The organism is Saccharothrix obliqua, from assembly GCF_019375475.1.
Taxonomy (GTDB): domain Bacteria; phylum Actinomycetota; class Actinomycetes; order Mycobacteriales; family Pseudonocardiaceae; genus Actinosynnema; species Actinosynnema obliqua.
The window spans coordinates 21,347-39,281 of sequence record NZ_JAHXGQ010000003.1 but is presented as its reverse complement, the minus strand read 5'-3'; the positions used below and the strand labels follow the sequence as shown (position 1 = coordinate 39,281).

12 protein-coding genes are annotated in these 17,935 nt (G+C 70.3%); 3 read left to right on the top strand and 9 right to left on the bottom strand.

Features of this window, described 5'->3' with window-relative positions; translation table 11 throughout:
• Nucleotides 1–2: 2 nt before the first annotated feature.
• Nucleotides 3–665 (top strand): class I SAM-dependent methyltransferase, encoded by a 663-nt coding sequence (locus tag KZQ38_RS10165; protein ID WP_219440482.1) that lies wholly within the window; start codon nucleotides 3–5, stop codon nucleotides 663–665.
• A gap of 57 nt (nucleotides 666–722) precedes the next feature.
• Here the strand turns inward: KZQ38_RS10165 and KZQ38_RS10160 are convergent, their stop codons facing one another.
• The 5 genes from KZQ38_RS10160 to KZQ38_RS10140 all read right to left on the bottom strand — a co-directional run bounded on the left by KZQ38_RS10160 (nucleotide 723) and on the right by KZQ38_RS10140 (nucleotide 7,693).
• A complete protein-coding gene (locus tag KZQ38_RS10160) occupies nucleotides 723–2,339 on the bottom strand; it encodes an FAD-binding oxidoreductase (protein ID WP_219440480.1) in 1,617 nt (538 codons plus the stop codon).
• A 262-nt stretch (nucleotides 2,340–2,601) separates the two neighbouring features.
• The gene (locus KZQ38_RS10155) at nucleotides 2,602–3,408 is read right to left on the bottom strand and encodes an SDR family NAD(P)-dependent oxidoreductase (RefSeq protein ID WP_219440463.1); all 807 of its coding nucleotides are present in this window, start codon (nucleotides 3,406–3,408) and stop codon (nucleotides 2,602–2,604) included.
• A gap of 111 nt (nucleotides 3,409–3,519) precedes the next feature.
• Entirely contained in the window at nucleotides 3,520–4,356 is an 837-nt protein-coding gene (locus KZQ38_RS10150; RefSeq protein ID WP_219440458.1) for an AfsR/SARP family transcriptional regulator, read from the bottom strand.
• 155 nt (nucleotides 4,357–4,511) lie between these two features.
• Nucleotides 4,512–6,146, bottom strand: coding sequence for an FAD-dependent monooxygenase (locus tag KZQ38_RS10145; RefSeq protein ID WP_219440457.1), 1,635 nt, complete (start codon nucleotides 6,144–6,146; stop codon nucleotides 4,512–4,514).
• Nucleotides 6,143–7,693 (bottom strand): FAD-binding oxidoreductase, encoded by a 1,551-nt coding sequence (locus KZQ38_RS10140; RefSeq protein ID WP_219440456.1) that lies wholly within the window; start codon nucleotides 7,691–7,693, stop codon nucleotides 6,143–6,145. Before KZQ38_RS10140 ends, KZQ38_RS10145 begins: the two co-directional genes overlap by 4 nt.
• A 323-nt stretch (nucleotides 7,694–8,016) precedes the next feature.
• Between KZQ38_RS10140 and KZQ38_RS10135 the strand changes: the two genes are divergently transcribed.
• Nucleotides 8,017–8,934 (top strand): AfsR/SARP family transcriptional regulator, encoded by a 918-nt coding sequence (locus tag KZQ38_RS10135; protein WP_219440455.1) that lies wholly within the window; start codon nucleotides 8,017–8,019, stop codon nucleotides 8,932–8,934.
• A gap of 336 nt (nucleotides 8,935–9,270) precedes the next feature.
• Nucleotides 9,271–9,810: a VUT family protein gene (locus tag KZQ38_RS10130; protein WP_219440454.1), complete on the top strand. Its 540-nt coding sequence runs from the start codon at nucleotides 9,271–9,273 to the stop codon at nucleotides 9,808–9,810.
• Nucleotides 9,811–10,020: 210 nt separating this feature from the next.
• Here the strand turns inward: KZQ38_RS10130 and dpdD are convergent, their stop codons facing one another.
• From dpdD to KZQ38_RS10110, 4 genes are read right to left on the bottom strand one after another with little or no spacing between them, the layout of a single operon-like run.
• On the bottom strand, nucleotides 10,021–12,222 hold the full coding sequence (dpdD, locus tag KZQ38_RS10125; RefSeq protein WP_219440453.1) for a protein DpdD: 2,202 nt from the start codon (nucleotides 12,220–12,222) through the stop codon (nucleotides 10,021–10,023).
• Nucleotides 12,219–12,755, bottom strand: a complete 537-nt coding sequence (gene dpdK / locus KZQ38_RS10120; RefSeq protein ID WP_219440452.1) for a phospholipase D-like domain-containing protein DpdK — start codon at nucleotides 12,753–12,755, stop codon at nucleotides 12,219–12,221. The genes dpdD and dpdK overlap by 4 nt, the downstream gene beginning before the upstream one ends.
• The gene (dpdJ, locus tag KZQ38_RS10115) at nucleotides 12,752–17,185 is read right to left on the bottom strand and encodes a protein DpdJ (protein WP_219440451.1); all 4,434 of its coding nucleotides are present in this window, start codon (nucleotides 17,183–17,185) and stop codon (nucleotides 12,752–12,754) included. Before dpdJ ends, dpdK begins: the two co-directional genes overlap by 4 nt.
• Entirely contained in the window at nucleotides 17,182–17,931 is a 750-nt protein-coding gene (locus KZQ38_RS10110; protein WP_219440450.1) for a hypothetical protein, read from the bottom strand. The genes dpdJ and KZQ38_RS10110 overlap by 4 nt, the downstream gene beginning before the upstream one ends.
• Nucleotides 17,932–17,935 lie beyond the last annotated feature (4 nt).

Sequence of the window (17,935 nt, the reverse complement as noted above, 5' to 3'; positions counted from 1 at the left end):
AAATGCGTATGCAGATCGAACTGGACGACGTTCTCCAGGATTATGTCACGGATGTCTCGCTGCGCGAGCACGACGTGCTCCGGGAACTGCGGCGGGAGACCAGCGAACTGCCGGAGCGGCTGATGCAGGTCTCGCCGGAGCAGGGCCAGTTCCTCTCCCTGCTGGTCCGCGCGATCGGCGCGCGGCGTGCCCTGGAGGTCGGCGTGTTCACCGGCTACAGCCTGCTCTGCACGGCGCTGGCGCTGCCCGCCGGCGGTCGCGTGGTGGCGTGCGACCTGAACCCGGAGTGGTCCGAGATGGCGTTGGAGTTCTGCGCGCGGGCGGGTGTCGCGGACAAGGTCGACCTGCGTGTCGGCGACGCCCGGCGGATCCTCGACGAACTGCTGGCGGAGGACGGGGCGGAGGGGTCCTTCGACTTCGCCTTCATCGACGCCGACAAAGTCGGCTACGACGCCTACTACGAGGCGGCGTTGCGCTTGCTGCGCCCCGGCGGGCTCATCGTGGTGGACAACGTGCTCTGGTCCGGCGCGGTGGTCGACGCGCGTGCGCAGGACGACGACACCCGCGCGCTGCGCGTGTTCAACGCCAAGCTGCGCGACGACAAGCGGATCGACATCAGCCTCATCCCGTTCGCCGACGGCCTCACCTTCGCGCTCAAGCGGTGAACCGCGAACGCGGGCCGCGGGTCGGCGCACCGACCGCGGCCCGCGGCGGGCGGGCGGTCAGTTCCCCGGCAGCCGGATGGACTGCGCGTGGCGGAACACGTCGTGCGGGTCCCACGCGGCCTTGATCCGTTGCAGGCGCGGGTAGTTGTCCTCGTAGTAGAGGTCGTGCCACGGCACACCCGACCGGTTTCGAGCGGGATCGCCCAGGTCGTTGTCGCAGTAGTTGATGTAGCAGCCGTCGGTGACCGCGTTGGGCACCGGGACGCCGCCCGTGTCGGCGTAGACGTCCTCATAGCACTCCCGCAGCCAGCCGATGTTCGCGTCGTCACCGGCCGGGTCGGTCCACAACACCATCCACAGCAGCTTGAACGCCGAGTCGCGGTGCACCGACGCGGTGGCGCTGCGTGGCACCGCGTTCACCCGGCCGCCGAACGAGCTGAGCGTCACGGAGATGTTCGGGTTGGTGTGGTCGGTGCGCGTGAGGTGCCGGTACAGCGCGTCGATCTGCGACTGCGGGAAGTTGGCCCGCATGTACGCGGACTTGTAGTCGGCCCGCAGCGTCGGGTCGGTCAGCATCACGTTGGTGGTGCCCATGTACCGCACGGACTGCAACCACGGCAGCCGCCGGGGCGTGAAGTATTCGGGCATCGCGTTGCGCTCGCCCAGGGCGGCGGTCATCGGGCCGCGCTCGACGCCCACCCCTTCGGTGACCGCCTGCACGTAGTCCTCGAGCAGTTGCTCCGCGTCGGGCACCGTGGCGTCCATCTGCGTCACGAGGCCAATCTGCCCGTTGGACTGGTGGGTGAGCACCAGGTAGCTGCCGAACCCGGTGTACGGCGTGCTCGGCGACTTGTTGGCCGCGTGGAAGGCCGCGTAGTTGGACACCAGCGCGGTGAACCGCTCCTGGTTCATCTCGCTCCACGGGAACGAGACGGCGCTGAGCAACACCTCGGACGGCGGCTTCGGCAGGATCTTGGCCGGACCGCGCCCGCGCGCGCCCGGCGAGCGGAACCAGTAGCGGGTGACGATGCCGAAGTTCCCGCCCCCACCACCGGTGTGCGCCCACCACAGCTCCCGGTTCGGGTCGTCGTGGTCGCGGGTGGCGACCACGGTGCGCGCCCGGCGGTGCTTGTCCACCACGACCACCTCGACGGCGTAGAGGTGGTCGACGACCAGGCCGTGCTGCCGGCACAGCAGCCCCCAGCCGCCACCGCTGACGTGCCCGCCGACGCCCACCGAGTAGCAGATCCCGGCGGGGATGGTGACACCCCACGTCTCGTACATCTTCTCGTACACCTGGAGCAGGACCGCGCCCGCCTCGACCGCGACGGCGTCGCGGGAGGCGTCGTAGTACACCCGGTTCAGGTTGGACAGGTCGAGGACGACCTGGACCTCCGGGTTGTAGACGAAGTCCTCGAAGCAGTGCCCGCCGCTGCGCACCGCGATGCGCCGGCCGGCGTCGAGCGCGGACTGCACCACGCGCGGCACCTGCTCGGTCGAGTCGACCAGGTGCACGGTGTCCGGGCGCCCGACGAAGCGCTGGTTCACGCCGCGGACCAGGTCCCCGTACTGCCGGTCCGCCGGTGTGACGGTGGCGTGCCGCGAAACCAGCTCTTCGAGCGCCTCCGCGTCATCGGTCGCCGAAGCGAACGTCCCCCCAGTGCCATGCGTCATGTTCGGTTTCCCCCTGATTTTCGCCGCACAGGCGTGTACTTCCGCCATCCGCAGCGACCCTAGATCGCCGACCCCCCGCCGGCGTTCGAGATGTTGCGGTCGAATCCAGCGCCCCTCGCGTATCGGGAGCGGGCACGCGGCGCGCGTGCGCGCGCAGGCGGAAACGGGCTTCCCCGCGGTCCGGCCGCCCGCCGGTGAAGGCACGGTGCACGCGTGAAGATGGGCTTCCCCGCGCGGGAAGCCCATCACCGGGACAGGCCGGTCACACGGCCTTGACGAGGCCGGAGTCCACCACGAACTCCGCGCCGGTGGTGCTGGCCGAACGGGGCGAGGCCAGCAGGACGATCACGTCGGCGATCTCCTGCGGCTCGGCCATCCGACCGGTGGTGAGGTTCATCGCGGACGGCACGACGGAGGTCAGCGCGCCCTCGCGGTCGGTGCCCGCCTGCGCGGCGATCATGTCGCCGACGCCGCCTTCGTCGGTCCACCAGGGCGTGCGGGTCGGGCCGGGCGACACCGTGTTCACGCGGATGCCCTGCGGCGCGAACTCCTCGGACAACGCCTTGGTGAGGTTGTTCATCGCCGCTTTGGCCGTGCCGTAGTCGACGTTGATCGGCGACGGCTGGCGGCCGTTGGCCGAGGACACGTTGATGATCGAGCCGCCGCCGCGCTCCAGCATCCGCGGGATGGCCGCGCGCACCGCGCGGACGGCGGAGAACAGGTTCAGCTCGAACATGGCCCGCCACTCGTCGTCGTCCGCGCTGAGGAAACCGCTGTGCGGCAGGGTGATTCCGGGCGGCGGCCCACCCGCGACGTTGACCAGCACGTCCAGGCCGCCGAACGCCTCCACGGTGCGGGCCACCGCCTGCGCGGGCGCCTCCGGGTCCATCAGGTCGGCCGCGACGTGGATGAGGTTGTCGTCGGCCAGGCCGTCCAGCTCGGGTGTGCTCTTGCGGGAGACGGCGGCCACCCGCGCCCCTTCGGCGAGCAGCGTGCGCGTGGTGGCCAGGCCGATGCCCTTGGAAGCTCCGGTGACCAGGGCGACGCGTCCCGCGAGTGCCAGATCCATGCTTCTCCTCGATCTCGTGTGCGCGGATCGCCCACCCGGTCGGGCGGGCGACGTGGTTCGACTGGGGAACACCGACCGCGTCGAGTCGGTTGCGCCCGCGCGGACGGGTGCTCAGTCCGGCACCGGAACGGCTGCGGTCGCCACCAGGTCCAGCGAGAGCCGCGTGCGGGAGTCCGCGGCGGCCTCCAGCCACGGCCGGGCGGCCAGGATGTCGCTGTAGAGCTGGTGCATCCGCGGTGACGGGACCGCCGCCAGCTCGTCGCCCAGCGTCCGGCGCAGCCGGTGGAACGCGGCCAGCGCGTCGGCCTGCCGACCCGACCGGTAGAGCGCGAGCATGAGCTGCGCGGTGAGCGCCTCGTCCGCCGGGTGCCGGCAGGCTAGCGCGCTCAGCTCGCCGACCAGGTCGTGGTGGCGGCCGAGGCGCAGCTCCGCCTCGATGCGCTGGCCGACCGCCGCCAGCCGGTCGCGCTCCACCACCTCGATGCCGGCGCGCAGCAGCGGACCGACCGCCACGTCGACCATGAGCGGACCGGGGCAGCCGTTCAACGCCATGCGCAGCCGCCGGGCGGCGGCGGCGTACCGGTGCTGGGCGAGCGCGTGCCGCGCGGCGCGCACCTGGTTCTCGTACACGCCGAGGTCCAGTTCGCCCGGCAGGACCCGCAGCAGGTAGCCCTGCTCCCTGGTGACCAACCGGGGAGTCGCCTCACCGGTGTGCGCACCGGCGTCGCAAAGCTTGCGCCGCAACTGCATGACGTACGTGTGCACCACGGCGACCGCGCTCGGCGGCGGTCCGCACTCCCACAGTTCCTCGGTGAACTGCGCGATCGAGACGACGTGGTTGGCGTTGAGCAGCAGGAGCGCCAGCATCTGGCGCTGCTTCGGCGCGCTGGGCGTGCTGTCGACGCCGTCGGCGCGCACGGACAGCGGCCCGAACAGGTTGAACTTCATCCCAACCCCCCGTTGTGAAGTTCATGCGACCGGCGGACAGGCCCACCGGCGCGCCCGTGACGGCCCCTCTTCCGCCGGCTGCGCGGTGGACCTGTCCACCGAGTGGGAGAACACCGCCGGTCCGGAACGGTTGCCGGAATGTGATGCGGGTCACATCAGTGCCCCGTGACCACCGGCCAGAGCGCTTCCGGTTCCCGGTTGCCGCGCCACGCCACGTGCTGGTCGGGCCGCACCAGCACCAGGTCGCGCTCGTACAGGTCGCGCGCGACCGGGTCGGGCAGGGTGAGCACGGTCAGCGGGATGCCGCGCGCGGCGGCCTCGGCGCGCAACGCGTTCGCGTGCGGCGCCCGCCCGCCCAGCCGCAGCAGGGTGAACCCCGCGCCGAACCGGTCGTAGAGCGAGCTGTGGGGTCCGTGGAAGTCGTCCAGCCACAGGTGCGGCGCGCGCCCGCCGGGCACGCTCGTCGGGGTGTAGCGGGTGAAGTCGTCCGCGGGTGGCGTGCCGCCGTCCGCCACGACGATCGGCGACCCGTCGTACCGCGCGCCGAGCTGCACGCCGGAGGTGTCCAGCGTGCGCCGCCCGTACTCGGCCAGCTCCGCGCCCGCCTTCGCGCGGGCCGCCCGACCGCCCGGGGTGTCGGCCTCCAGGTCGGCGGGCCGGTCGACGGCGCCGAGCCCGAGGTTCAGCTCCCGGGCCGCCCGCGTGTTCCGCAGCGCCACCGGTCTGCGCTCCAGCTCGTAGGTGTCGAGCAGCCGCGCGCCGCCCCAGCCCTGGACCGCGGCGGCGAGCTTCCACGCCAGGTTCACCACGTCGTCGATCCCGGTGTTCATGCCGAAACCGCCGTTGGGCGTGAACAGGTGCGCCGCGTCGCCCGCCAGCAGCACCCGCCCCTCGCCGAACCGCTCGGCGACCAGCGCCGCGCCCGGCGTCCACCGCCGGTGGCCGAGCACCCGCACGGGCAGCGGCGCGCCGATCGCCCGCCGCACCAGCCCGGCGATCGCGTCGTCGTCCACCCGCCCCGGCCGCAGCGAGCTGGTCAGCAGGAAGAACTCGTCCACGCCGTTGACGGCGATCAGGTTGAGCGCGAACTCCGCGGTCACCGACCAGTGGCTCCACGCCCGGCGGCCCGCCAGGCAGTCCCGGTACAGCCGGGGTATCCGCAGGTGCGCCGCGGTCGCCTCGCGGCCGAGCACGTCCTGGTCGACCGAACCCGGCCCGGCGTAACCGATGCCGAGGACGCGCCGGACGAAGCTGCGGCCGCCGTCGCAGCCGACCACGTGCGCGGCCCGCAGCACCCTGGTCACGTCGGCGCACTCGCACGTCAACGCCACGTGGTCGGACCGCTCGGCGAGGCCGACCACCCGCCAGCCCAGGCGCAGCCCGATGTTCGGCCGCGTCCGCGCGTGGTCGAGCAGCAGGCGCTCGACGTACATCTGGTTCGCCCGGTGCATCGGCTCGGGCGTCTGGTCCACGCGGTCGGCGGCGGCGCGGTCGCGCAGCACCTGCCCGGCGCTCGGCCGGGGCAGGCGGGCCAGCTCGTGCCCGCTGTAGCGGGTGAAGAACGCGATGTCGGTCGGGTGGTCCCAGGGCAGCCCGAGCCCGCGCACCTGCGCCGCGAGGCCGAGCGCCCGGTAGTGCTCCATGGTGCGGGCGTTGTGCGTGCTGCCCCTCGGTTGGGCGGGCTGCGTCCGCTCGCCGTCCAGCACCACGGTCGGCACGCCGAGCCGGTCCAGCGACAGCGCGAGCAGCAGGCCGACGGGACCGGCACCGACGACGGCGACCGGGATCACGGCAGCCGGACCGACTGGCCGTGCCGGAAGACGTCGTGCGGGTCCCACTCGGCCTTGACCCGTTGCAGGCGCGGGTAGTTCTCCGCGTAGTACAGGTCGTGCCAGGGCACGCCCGACCGGTTGCGCGCGGGGTCGCCGAGGTCGATGTCCGGGTAGTTGACGTAGCAGCCGTCGGTGGTGTCATCGGACACCGGGACACCGCCGGTGTCGGCGTAGACCTCCTCGTAGAACTCCCGCAGCCACGCGATGCTCGCCGCGTCGTCGGACTCGTCGGTCCACTGGAGGAAGTAGATCAGCTTGAAGCACGAGTCGCGGTGCGCCGACGCGGTGGCCGTGCGGTCGACCGCGTTGATCCGACCGCCGAAGGAGTGCAGCTGCACCGCCGCCGACGGGTTGGCGATGTCGGTGCGGGTGAGGTGCTTGTACAGGGCCGCGATGTGGTGTGGCGGCAGCGGTCGGCGCATGTACGCGGACTTGTAGTCGATGCGCAGGCTGGGGTCGTTCAACATGCCGTCGGTCGTGCCGAACAGCCGGGTCGCCTGCAACCACGGCAGGGTGCGTGGCGCGGCCAACTCGGGCATCGGGTTGAACTCGCCCTGCCGCGCCGTCATCGGGCCGGCCGCGACGTCCACGCCGCGGGTCAGCTCGGCGAGGAAGTCGTCCAGCAGCCGCCGCGCGTCGGGTGTGGTGGCGTCGAGCTGGCAGATGAGGCTGACCTCGCCGTTGGACCGGTGGCCCAGGATCAGCATCGCGAAGAGCCCCGCGTACGGGGAGTCGGGCGCGCTGTTGGCCGCGTGCCACTCGCCGTAGTTGCGGACCAGGGCGGTGAAGCGCTCCTCGGTGAGGTCCTGCCACGACCACGACAACGCCACCACGAACACCTCCGGCGGCGGCACGGGCAGCAACGCCTCGGGCGCCGTGCCGGTGGCGTCCGGCGAGCGGAACCAGTAACGCGTGACGATGCCGAAGTTGCCGCCGCCACCACCGGTGTGCGCCCACCACAGGTCGCGGTTCGGGTCGTCCTCCTCGCGGGTCGCGACCACGGTGCGCACCTGCCCCCGGCCGTCGACCACGACGACCTCCACCGCGTGGAGGTGGTCGACCACCAGGCCGAACCGCCGGGACAGGAACCCGAAACCACCGCCGGCGACGTGCCCGCCCGCCCCGACCGTGTAGCAGACACCCGCCGGGAGCGTGACGCCCCAGAAGCGGTACAGCTTCTCGTAGACGTCGAGCAGGCGGGCGCCCGCCTCCACCGCGAAAGCGCCCCGCTCGTGGTCGAAGTAGACCCGGTTGAGCGCCGCCAGGTTGACGACGACGCGCACCTCCGGGTTGAACGCGAAGTCCTCGAAGCAGTGCCCGCCGCTGACCGCGGTGATCCGCCTGCCCGCCCGCACCGCCTCCCGCACGGCGTCCGCCACCTGAGCGGTCGTGGTCGGCAGCACCACCTCGTCGGGACGGCCCACCCAGCGCTGGTTGAGGCCGCGCACCAGGTCCGGGTACCGGGCGTCCGCCGGCGTCACCACCGCCGCCTTCGTACCAGCCATTGGTTTCCCCCCGCTCGCCGTGGCTGTGCGGATTGATTACACCAGCGAATTCCACACCCCACCAATGCGGGCGGGGCGATCTTTAGCCGGTTTATATCGAGCCGTCGGATGATGTGCCCTGATGACGTGTGCCCACCGCACCCGGAGCCGGTCCTTGATCCATTTCAGGCGGACCGCGGTAAGTCCTCGCCGGAAACGCCCGCAACCACTGGTCCACCCGCTGGTAGCATGACGGCCAACGGAGCCGAGCAGCGCGTTCCGGCTGGTTGGGAGGCCACCGGGAGGCCCTTTCGGCATACGCTCAGGGGGGATCTTCCGTGGAGATGGGGATACTTGGGTCGTTGGTGCTGACCAGCCACGGCGTCAACTTCGTGCCGAGCGCGCCCAAGCCGAAACAACTCCTCGCATTCTTGATGACGAATGCGAACGAGCTGGTCCGGGCCAGCGACTGCATTGTCGAGCTGTGGGGCGCCCGGCCGCCGAAGAGCGTGATGTCCACGTTGCAGACCTACGTGCTGCACATTCGCCAGATCCTGCGCAGCGCGGCCCCGGTGGACCGCAGCGACATCCTGGTCACGCGCAACCAGGGCTACCAGTTGGTGACCGGCACCGACCACTTCGACCGCTTCCGCTTCGAGCGGCTGGTGTGGGCGGCGCGGTGGTGCGTCTCCGTCGGTGACGACGAGCGCGCGTCGGACTTCTTCGCGGCGGCACTGGGGTTGTGGCGCGGGCCGGCGTTGGCCGACGTGCGGCCGGGTCGGTTGAGCATGACGCACGTGGTGGAGCTGGCGGAGGTGCGCAACGCCGTGGTGGAGCAGCGGATCGAGGCCGATCTGCGCCTCGGTCGGCACGAGGAGCTGCTGGACGAGCTGAGCACGCGCGTGTCGCTGCACCCCACCCACGAGAACGCGTGCGCGCAGTACATGGTGGCGCTGTACCGCTCGGGCGACCGCGACCGCGCGCTGGCCGCTTTCGAGCGGCTGCGCCAGGTCCTCGGCGACACGCTGGGCATCGAGCCGGCACCGCCCATCCGCCGCCTGCGGCACGCCATCCTCACCGCGGACGCCGTGCTCGACCTGAACCGCCGCCCGCCCCGGCGCGAGCACCCGCGCGTGCCGAGCACCGTGGGCGGCGAACCGCCCACGCCACCCGACGACCGCGCCTACCTGCGCCGTCACCCGCGTCGCCGACCGGTCCCCGCCTGGTCCGACCCGCCCCGCTCCAGGACCCACCACGCCTGATCCGCCTGCGGATTCGTCCTGAATGTCGGGAACGGACGGCGACCACACACTCCACGGTCACGTCCGTTCCCGGTGCACTTCTTCACACGACCGACGGTTACCACTTTGCCGCAGCCGTGGGCCACTCGCCGAAGAGTCGGTCCTCGTGCGACTACCACGTCTCCACCGCGACCAAGACCACTGTGTTCCGGGGATTGATCAGCGCCTCGCAACCCGCACAATGAGACGCAGGCCCCTGAGCCCGCGCCGCGGCTCCGCACAAGGCATGATGCGCACCCGGCCCCGCCTCGGCGGTCCGCCACCCCGGCCAGCCCACTCCCCACCCGGAGCACGTGAATGACCCGCGCCACCATCCGCGCCACGATCCTCATCTCGTACATCGCGTCCGTCCTCGCCGCGAACATCGTCACCAGCACCTGGGGGCTGATTCCGGCGGGATTCGGGCTCCTGGTCCCGTCCGGCACCTACCTCGCCGGGTTGGCGCTGTCCTTGCGGGACGCGGTGCACGAGTGGGCGGGCCTGCGGTGGGTGTGGATCGCGATCGCCACCGGAACGGTCCTCTCGGTGGCGATGTCCGACGGCCGGATCGCGCTGGCCTCCGGAGCCGCGTTCGCGGTCTCCGAATTGCTCGACCTGGCCGTGTACTCGCGACTCCGCCGCAACGGTTGGCGCCGCGCGCTCGTCGTCTCGAACATCGTGGGAGCACTGGCGGACACGTCGTTGTTCCTTTGGCTGTCCGGGTTCGGCATCACCGCCGAGGCGCTCACCGGCCAGATCCTGGTGAAGTCCATCTGGGTGACCGCCACGGCCCTGGGCGTGGCCGAGATCGTCCGGCGCGCCCTCGCACGCCACTCACCAGCCACCAGCCACGCCTGACGGTCAACGGGAGTGGATTCGCCCCTGCTCAGGGCTGTGTGTGCGCTCCACAGCGAGCCGTGAGCAGGCGGTGCCGCGGTGAGGTCGACCGCGGCTCGGCCGAGCGTGCCCGACATGATCCGGAACGCCCTGCGCGACGAACGACCTACTCGATCAACGGACAGATTCCTGACCGCCGGGTCCAACTCCGCGGCTACCTCCCACCGCCGGTCAGAACCACTTCACCAGTCCGTCCGCGACCGCTTGGACCAGGGAGGCCGTCCCCTTGCCGCGTGCGTACTCCGTGGGCTTGTCCCCACGAGCCGCCTTGAGCGCGTCCGTCGCGGCATGAGCCGCGGCCTTGTCCGCGATCACCAGCAGATCCGCGTTCCGCGCGGCGGTGCGCAGCGCCTCCGTTGCCACCTTGGCCGCCAGCGTCTCCACGCGCAGGCCGGGGTGGCGTCGGGCCAGGATGGTCGCCGCCCTGCGTGCGGCAGGCTCCATCAACGAGTAGATCGCGACGGAACCGCCCGGCGGGAACGCGGAACCCGCGTCCTGGTCGACCGCCGTGACCGTGTGGTCCGGCAGGCCGGTCAGGTGCAGCCCGAACTCGCCGCTCAGCAGGACGGCGGTCTCCAGGGAGGCCGGTTCGATCCGGTGCGCGTTGTGAGTGCCGATCCGGCTCAGGATCAGTGTCGCGAACGAGTCCAGCACCGCTTCGCCGTCCGGGCGGCTCGCCGCAAGAACTTCGATCGCCTCGAGCCCGAGCGCCACGTCCGCGTCGGTGAGGAAGGGACCCCACCCCGCGTTCAGGTTCTCGACCAGTTCGCGGTACTGCACGGGGTTCAGGCCGTTGTCGAGCGCCCGCCCGACCAGGTCGAGAAGCCTCGCCGCCCGCCTGCGGTCCCCCGTCTGGTCGCCGAGCGCCCAGATCTCGACCGCCACCATGCGCAACTGCCGGATGCCGGGCACGTCACCCGCCGCGTGGAACAGGTCGCGTTCCAAGTCCAGCAGGAGATCGACGAGTTCGGCGAGTTGGTCGCCCTGGAGCGTCCCCCCGACCTCCTGGATGGCCTGCATGGCGTCGACCAGGGCCCCGGCGCGCATGAGGCGGGGAACCGCCTGCTCCCGCAACTCCTCCAGCGCACGACTGCGTTCCGCCGCGGACAGGATCGCGAACGCCTGGGCGACCGCGTCGCCGAACCGCACCGAGGCAAGATCCACGCCGCGCACTTGGCCTGACAGGCGGTCCGTCAACCGACCATCGGCCGAATCGCCGCCCAGCACCGCCTTCCACCGCTGGAAGATGCTGATGGCATCCGGGTGGAACGTGGCGACGAGGAGGTCGATGACCACGTCGAGCAGTTCGCCCGACGGCGGCACCGCCTCCAGCAACTCGATCGCGACGTCGTAACGCCGTTGCGCGACCACGTCCCGGAGAGTGCTCAGGTCGACCGGCGTCGGGACTTCGATCGACGGGGCCGCGACCACAGCCAGCAGCGCTGCCAGCACTTCACGGGCCTGGGCGTGCGCCAACCACCCGGCCGACTCCAAGCGAGCCGCCACGTCGCCCGCCGGCTCGCCGGAAGCCAACGACCAGTAGGCGTAATACTGGGCTCCCGCGGTCGACCTGATCGCGGTGACCGACGAGATCAGGCAGCCGAAGCCGGCCGTGGCGCGGGAGAACTCGGCGATGTCGGCCTGTTCGCCCAGTCGTGCCATCACGAGGCGCGCCAGCGCGTCGGAGGCCAGGACGGGCCGGTCCAGCCGGATCAGGTCCGGCAACTGCTCCAGCTGTTCCAGCTCGTCCCACAGTTCGAACGCGGCGAAGAACTGGACCTTCAGGAACAGCCTGTTGGCCTTCGACAGCCGGTGGTCCTGCTCCAACTGGGCAAGCAGTTCCTCGGCTCGTCCGCGCGCTCCTGACGCGCAGGCATCGGAGAAGTCCCCGAGCAGCGTGCCCAGCGGAGGAACGAGCCGGGCTTTCCGGTGGGGGCGCGCGGCGAGCGTCCGGCTCAAGCGTTCGAGCGCGTTGCCCACTTCACGGTTGGCAGCGGCATCACGGGCGATCCGAACCCGGAACGCGCACCCGCCGGTCCCCACCAACGCGTTCACCACCGCGTCCACGGCCTGGGTTGAAGCGCTGTCGATGACCTGACCGTCGAACGAAATCCATGAACCCACGTGGGCGCGGATCAGGTCCCGCACCCACAGCCGCTGTTCCCGATCAGGGCAGACCGCGTACCAGTACCACCATCCGTCCACGTAGAACGGGAGGAAGAAGGGCACCGACTCCTCGCCGAGCCACGCCGACCCGGCATAGCCGATCATCCGCTCCACTGCCGGGCTTCCCCCGGCCCGAAGGCCGTTCGGTGCGGAGAAGAACTTCGTCAGGAACCCGTCCCACGCAACCGCGCGATCGACACCGCTCATGCGAAGAGGCCGAGCAACTCGGTGGTCACGGCTGCGACCGGAGCACCATCAGTCGTTACGGTAATCAACTCCCCGTTGATCGACACCCCACTGAAGGTGAGGTTCATCGAGCCGTAGACCGCCCAGCCATCGGCGACCAATGCCTTTTCATGGCTGAACTGGCGCCGTTCTCTCGACAGGTGAACGGAAACCAGCCGGTTCACGGTGCCGTCCAGTGCGGCGCCTTGCCGGACCCGTTCCAGCAACTCCTTCTCGGCCCTACCCGGACCGCACGCCACGTTGACCTCCACACCACGCAAGAGCAACCCGCGCAACACCGCCGAGAAGGGTACCCACGTCGCCGTCCAGGTCGGCTCGACGATGCTGAACTTGCCGCCCCTGTTGTCCATGGCGGGAAAGTCGGACATCCACGGCGAGACGACGAGCAGGCGACGGCCCGGGTCGAGGAGTTCGGACAGGAGCAGTCCTTCCAGGCACTCCGCGATGTCCCTGTTCGGCGACGCGGCGGTGCGGTGGATGAGTCGAGTCGTCATTGCGGTGCCTCTTGGAGGGTCACTGACACGGAGTACCTGCCGTTTTCCCGGACCACCCCGTCGAGGTGCGGGTACGCGTGGAGCCAGTCGATCTCCAGCGGAGCGACCATGAGATCACGAAGGGCCTTCGTGAGGGCGGCGGTGTCGTTCGACCCGCTGTGGATGCGAGCGCTGCCCCAGGTGCGAAGCACCGTGACGAGGTCCGCACGCCAAGCGTCACCGTCGACATCGACGCGCTGCGGGCGCTCGGGTAGCACATCACGGAGCAGGGTCCGCTCGGTCAGGGGAGGATCCGACACGTAGCGGTTGCTCGCGCGCAGCGTTTCCGGACGCCGTGCGCATGCGCGCGTCCAGAGCAGGCTGAGCAGGACCGATTGCGCCCTGATCGCCCAGTCTGCGTGCTCGGACGGGTTGGCGACCCGTTCGAGCACGTCGAGCACCTCGGTGTCCGCGGCGAGGAACGCGCACACCGCGCGATGGTCGACCGCGAACCCGGCTTGGGCGTCGATCTCGTCCCACCTCCGCAGCAGCAGGCGCAGCAACTGGTCGCTGTCCGGCCCGGAGCCGGGGCGGAAAACGCGCGTGGACAACGCCGAGAGGTTCGCGTGGGTACGAGGCACACCTTCATCGGTGAGCACCGACACGAGCGACTGCCAATTGGCGAGTCGACCCTCGTGACCACCTCGGAACTTCGACGCGGCCTCCCGCACACCTTCGTGAGACGCCAGGAGGTCCAGAGCACGTCGCAGCGACGGATCCACTTCCTCGGTGTCGGACGGTTCGGACGCGGCGGCCACCAACGCGTCGAACCTCCGGGGATCGTCGGAGATGCGGTGGGTCAGTGCCTCCACCAGGCCGCCTCCGCCGGGAACCGCGTCGGAGATCACGACCCGCGCCCGGGGACCGCCGTCGTCCAGCACATCGACCAGTGCGTCCGTGTCGACGTTGAAGTCGAGGCAGACCTGTTGCGCGGCCGACTGCCACGCCGCCGCGACCGTCTGGAGGAACCGGGCGCGGAGCCACGGAAGCCAACTCTCGTCGGGATCCTGTTGGAGCACCGGGATGGTTTCGCGCAGCGCTCGAACCACTTCGAAGTCCTCGAGCGCGGCCAGCACCATGTCCTTCAACGGCGTCTCGTCCACCGAGGTGTGCGTGGTCGCGAGCAGGACGCCGTCCACGACCTCTTCGGCCAGCGCTCGCCACACCCCGCCGTCCGCGCGCGCCAAGTCGCTGAGCCCGGTTCCCCGCAACACGGCCGCCGCGGCGATCGACAACGCCACCTCGGTGACCCAGTCCGCCGCGAACCTGCCCAAGCCCAGGTTCTCGAGGCGCTGCCGGGCACGGGCGCCGAACAGGTCGGCGCGCAACTGACGCAACCTCTCGACGTCGTCCTGGAGGCCGAAGGCGGCGACCGACTCCGGCACCACGACGGTCAGCACCAGGGCGTCGACCGTGCTCGCGAACCCGACGGCCGCCGGTTGCCCGTCCCGAGCAAAGGTGTACGTCGTGCGGATCCGACCGTTGCGGTTCACGATCTCCGCGGTGCCCTCCAAGGCGTACCGCCAGGTCCTCAGGGGACCCAGGTCGACGTTGAGGAAGGCCCGGACATCGGGCAGGAGGTCGCCGAGCGGACCGTTGCGCGGCCGGGGCACCCGAGTGCTGTCGGCTTCGTCGTCCGCCATGAAGCTCCAGCGGAGTCGACCGTTGGAGGTGGGGCGGACGTTGGGCGGTGGGATCTCCGGGCGGATGCTCAGCGGGCGCACCACCGGGACCGTGCCGTGTGGCCCGGGCACGTGGGCGACCACCTCGCCGTCCGGGGCGAACCGGTCGTCGAGGTCCACGACCCCGGACTCCGGTACTCCGATCCACAGACCGCGCACCTTCCGCACCGCCCACCGGAGCGTGACCTTGCCGGGCGTCAACTCGCTGAGCCCCATGCCGACCGGCAGAGATGTGTCCGCGGCCGAGTCGTAGTCGGCCGGTGGCGCGATCTCCACCTCAGGCAGTTCGAGGTCGCTGAAAAGCGTCGCCGGGATGAAATCGGGAAGGGGCTGCCTGGCGGTCACATCGGTCTTCGGCACCACTTGGTGCCCGCGAACCGTCGACCACGTGCTCTTGAGGCGGCGGTAGGCGGTGGGCACCGCTTCGAGGAGCAGCGACCGCGGGTGCTCCCAGCACACGCTCCAAGTCTCTTCCTCGTTCAAGCCGAGGCTGGACCGCACGAAGGAGATGAGGTCCTGCCGCGCGGGGCCGCCTTCGATCACCTCGCGCAGCAGGTCCTGGCACCTCTCCAGGATCTTCGCGTTCTCCGCGCCATCGACCGGCCGCGCCAGGAGCGCACGCGCGGACCACTTCCACCGGTCGTTCTCGTTCAGGCGCACGGAGATCCAGTCGACCAGGCACATCGCGGCCTGCATCTTCCGCACGGCCTGGTTGCCCAGTGGCAGGCTCTTCGCGGGCATCGAGGGGTCGATGATCGACTCGTAGGACTGGAACGCGAGGCGGTCGCGTCCGTAGTCCGACAGCACGACCACGGTCCACGGACGCTGGTGCTGCAACCGACCGGCACGTCCGCGCCGCTGGAGGAACTGGGCGATGTCACGGGGCGCCTTGTGCTGGAGAACCGCACCCACGCGTTGATCGTCGTACCCGACCTCCAGCGAGGAGGTGGCGACCACGATGTCCGCGTTCCCGTCCACACCGGTGTCCTGCGATGAGGTGCGGGAGATCTCCAGCGAACGCTCGCCGAAGCCGAGCCTCTCCGCCAGCCACCAGTGCTGGCCGTCCCTATCCCACTCCCGCATGTCCTCGACGGTCGAGTGGCGACCCGCGTAGGTTTCGGTGCGAAGAGCCGCGAGGACCGTTGCCCGCGCCGAGGGTCGGCCGATCGGGTCACGACCCTCGGCATCGAGCAACTGGCGGTAGAGCCGGTTGACCAGGTCGAGGTTCTCGAGGAACGCGAACACCTTCGACCCGTACGGCTGCTTCGGGGAGGCATCGGTCTCGTCCAGGATCCGCCTGAGCAGCATGAGGCTCTGGATGGACGTCGACAGCAGGGCGGATTGGGAAGCGGGGTCGCCGCGGAGGAGCAACTGGTACTCACTGCCCCGCGGTTTGAGGTCGTCGGGATGCGGCCGGATGTCCGACACGGCGTCCAAGGGGACGCCGCAGAGGTCGGAGAAGAACGTCTGGGCGTTGGCGAGGGTGGCGCTCAGTCCCACCCACGTGACCGGTTGCCCCAGGAGCTTGCGCCAGCGACGGAGCAGGAAGGCCACTTGTGCGCCGCTGGTGCCCGAGTGGGTGTGGATCTCATCGAGCAGGACGAGGTTGGGTGGTCGCACCGCCGACGGCCCGACCCCGAACACGTGCCGCGACCAACCGTCGCTCAACTGCTGGTTGAGCATCTCGGTCGTGGTGAAGAGGATGTCGGGCGGCTCCTCCTGGATCGCCTCGCGGGTGAGCAGCAACTCGTGGTGCTCGATCCGGCCGTCGCACCGCTGGCAGACCAAGTGACCCCAGTTGACCCCCTTCGGCATCCCCCGCGGCCTGACCCAGGCGAGCACGCCACCACATGTGCCATCGGGTTCCTGCTTGTCCTCGACCGGGCAGAGGAGGAAAGGACAGATCCACTTGCCGTCGCGCTTCACCCACCCCTGCTTGTCCGGATCGCGGAACGTCTTGTACGGGGTCAGTCCGAAGTAAGCGCCGATGGTGAGCTGACGTCCGCCGGCCGCCTTGAGGTTGCGGATCTCGGCCAGGGCGGTGGCGAACTGGTCCTTCAGCAACTCGTTGCGGGGGTAGATCGCGACGGCCCTGGGGCCCTCCGAGGATGCCGACATCTGCGCGAGTGCGGGGAGGTAGAACGCGAGGGTCTTCCCACTGCCGGTGCCCGCGCTGACGACGACGCCGCGGTCCTCGCCGGACTGCACCGCCGAAACCACTGCCGCGGTGGCGTCCAACTGGAAGCGGGACAGCTCGCGGCCGTTCAAAAGCCGCTTGACCTCGGCGAGGACGGGCGGTGCCAGGCCGACGTCGGCCAACCGCGCCAGGCACTCGTCCGCCTTGATATCGCGCACCGAGAACATGCGCGGCCGGCGGAGGAAGCGCACGTCGGACACCAGTCGACTGCCCGTCTGCCAGGGCCTGCCGGGGAAGAGTTGGCGCAGGTGGCTGAACAGCCGGACGGCTTCGGACATCCGTGTCCGGTAGCCGTTCGGCCACTCCCTGGGCAGTGCGAACAGCAGCTTGTGGCGCTGGAGTTCGTCGATGCACGCCTCGGGGTCACCCTCGTCCCACCGTTCGGCGAGGAACGTGACGAGATCTTCATGGGTCCAGGACTCGTCCAAGAGACCCCATGCGAGGTTGCGCGCTTCCCATTCTTCGATCACGTCGAGGGCACGCAGGAGGGAAGCGCTGGGAGTGGTGCTCACGGTCGCAGGACTACCTTCAGGGAAGCGGTGTTCTGGGGATCGCCGAGCCACTCGCGGACTCTCGGCGTGATGAGGTGCCAAGGGGCGCCGTCACCGGCGGCTTCGCGGAGGAATACCTTGATCTCCGGGTGATTGTCCTCCAACGCGCGTTCCAACTCCGGGCGGTCGCGCTCCCATGTTTCTACGGCAACGACAATCTTGTCCAGGCGTTTCGCGAGATCGGCGGCCCGCACTCCGTCCACGGTCGCTTTCAGCGTGCTCTGAGCCTGCTCCAGCCTGAACACCAGCGACTCGCTCACCCCCGGGTAGGGCGTGACCTTACGGTCGAGCCCTTCGGGCAGCAGTTGTCGCCTGCGTTCATCCACTGCGGTGTTGAGCTTCACCACGGACGTCTTGGCGATCTTGTCGGCCACCACCAGCGCCTTGTCCAGGGACTCCGCTTTGATGCGCTCCACGATCGCAGCCAGGTCATTACCCACCACCGCGGACGCCGCCGACCTCAGCGTGCTCTTCGCCTTCGAGAGCGCGCCCGCTGCCGGCTCAGCCGCGGCGGGGACGGCCACGCCGCGTTCCCGGAGTTCCGGCACGGCTTGCGCGATCTCGAGGAGCGCTTCGCGCCGCTGTCGCACACGTGCTTTCACCTGCTCGATGGCATCTCGTGCACCGGCTACCTGCTCGTGCTCCCTGACCTGGACCAATCGGTTGAGGAGCTTCTCCGCGCGAGTGTTCAGCGATTCGGGTGCCACGGTG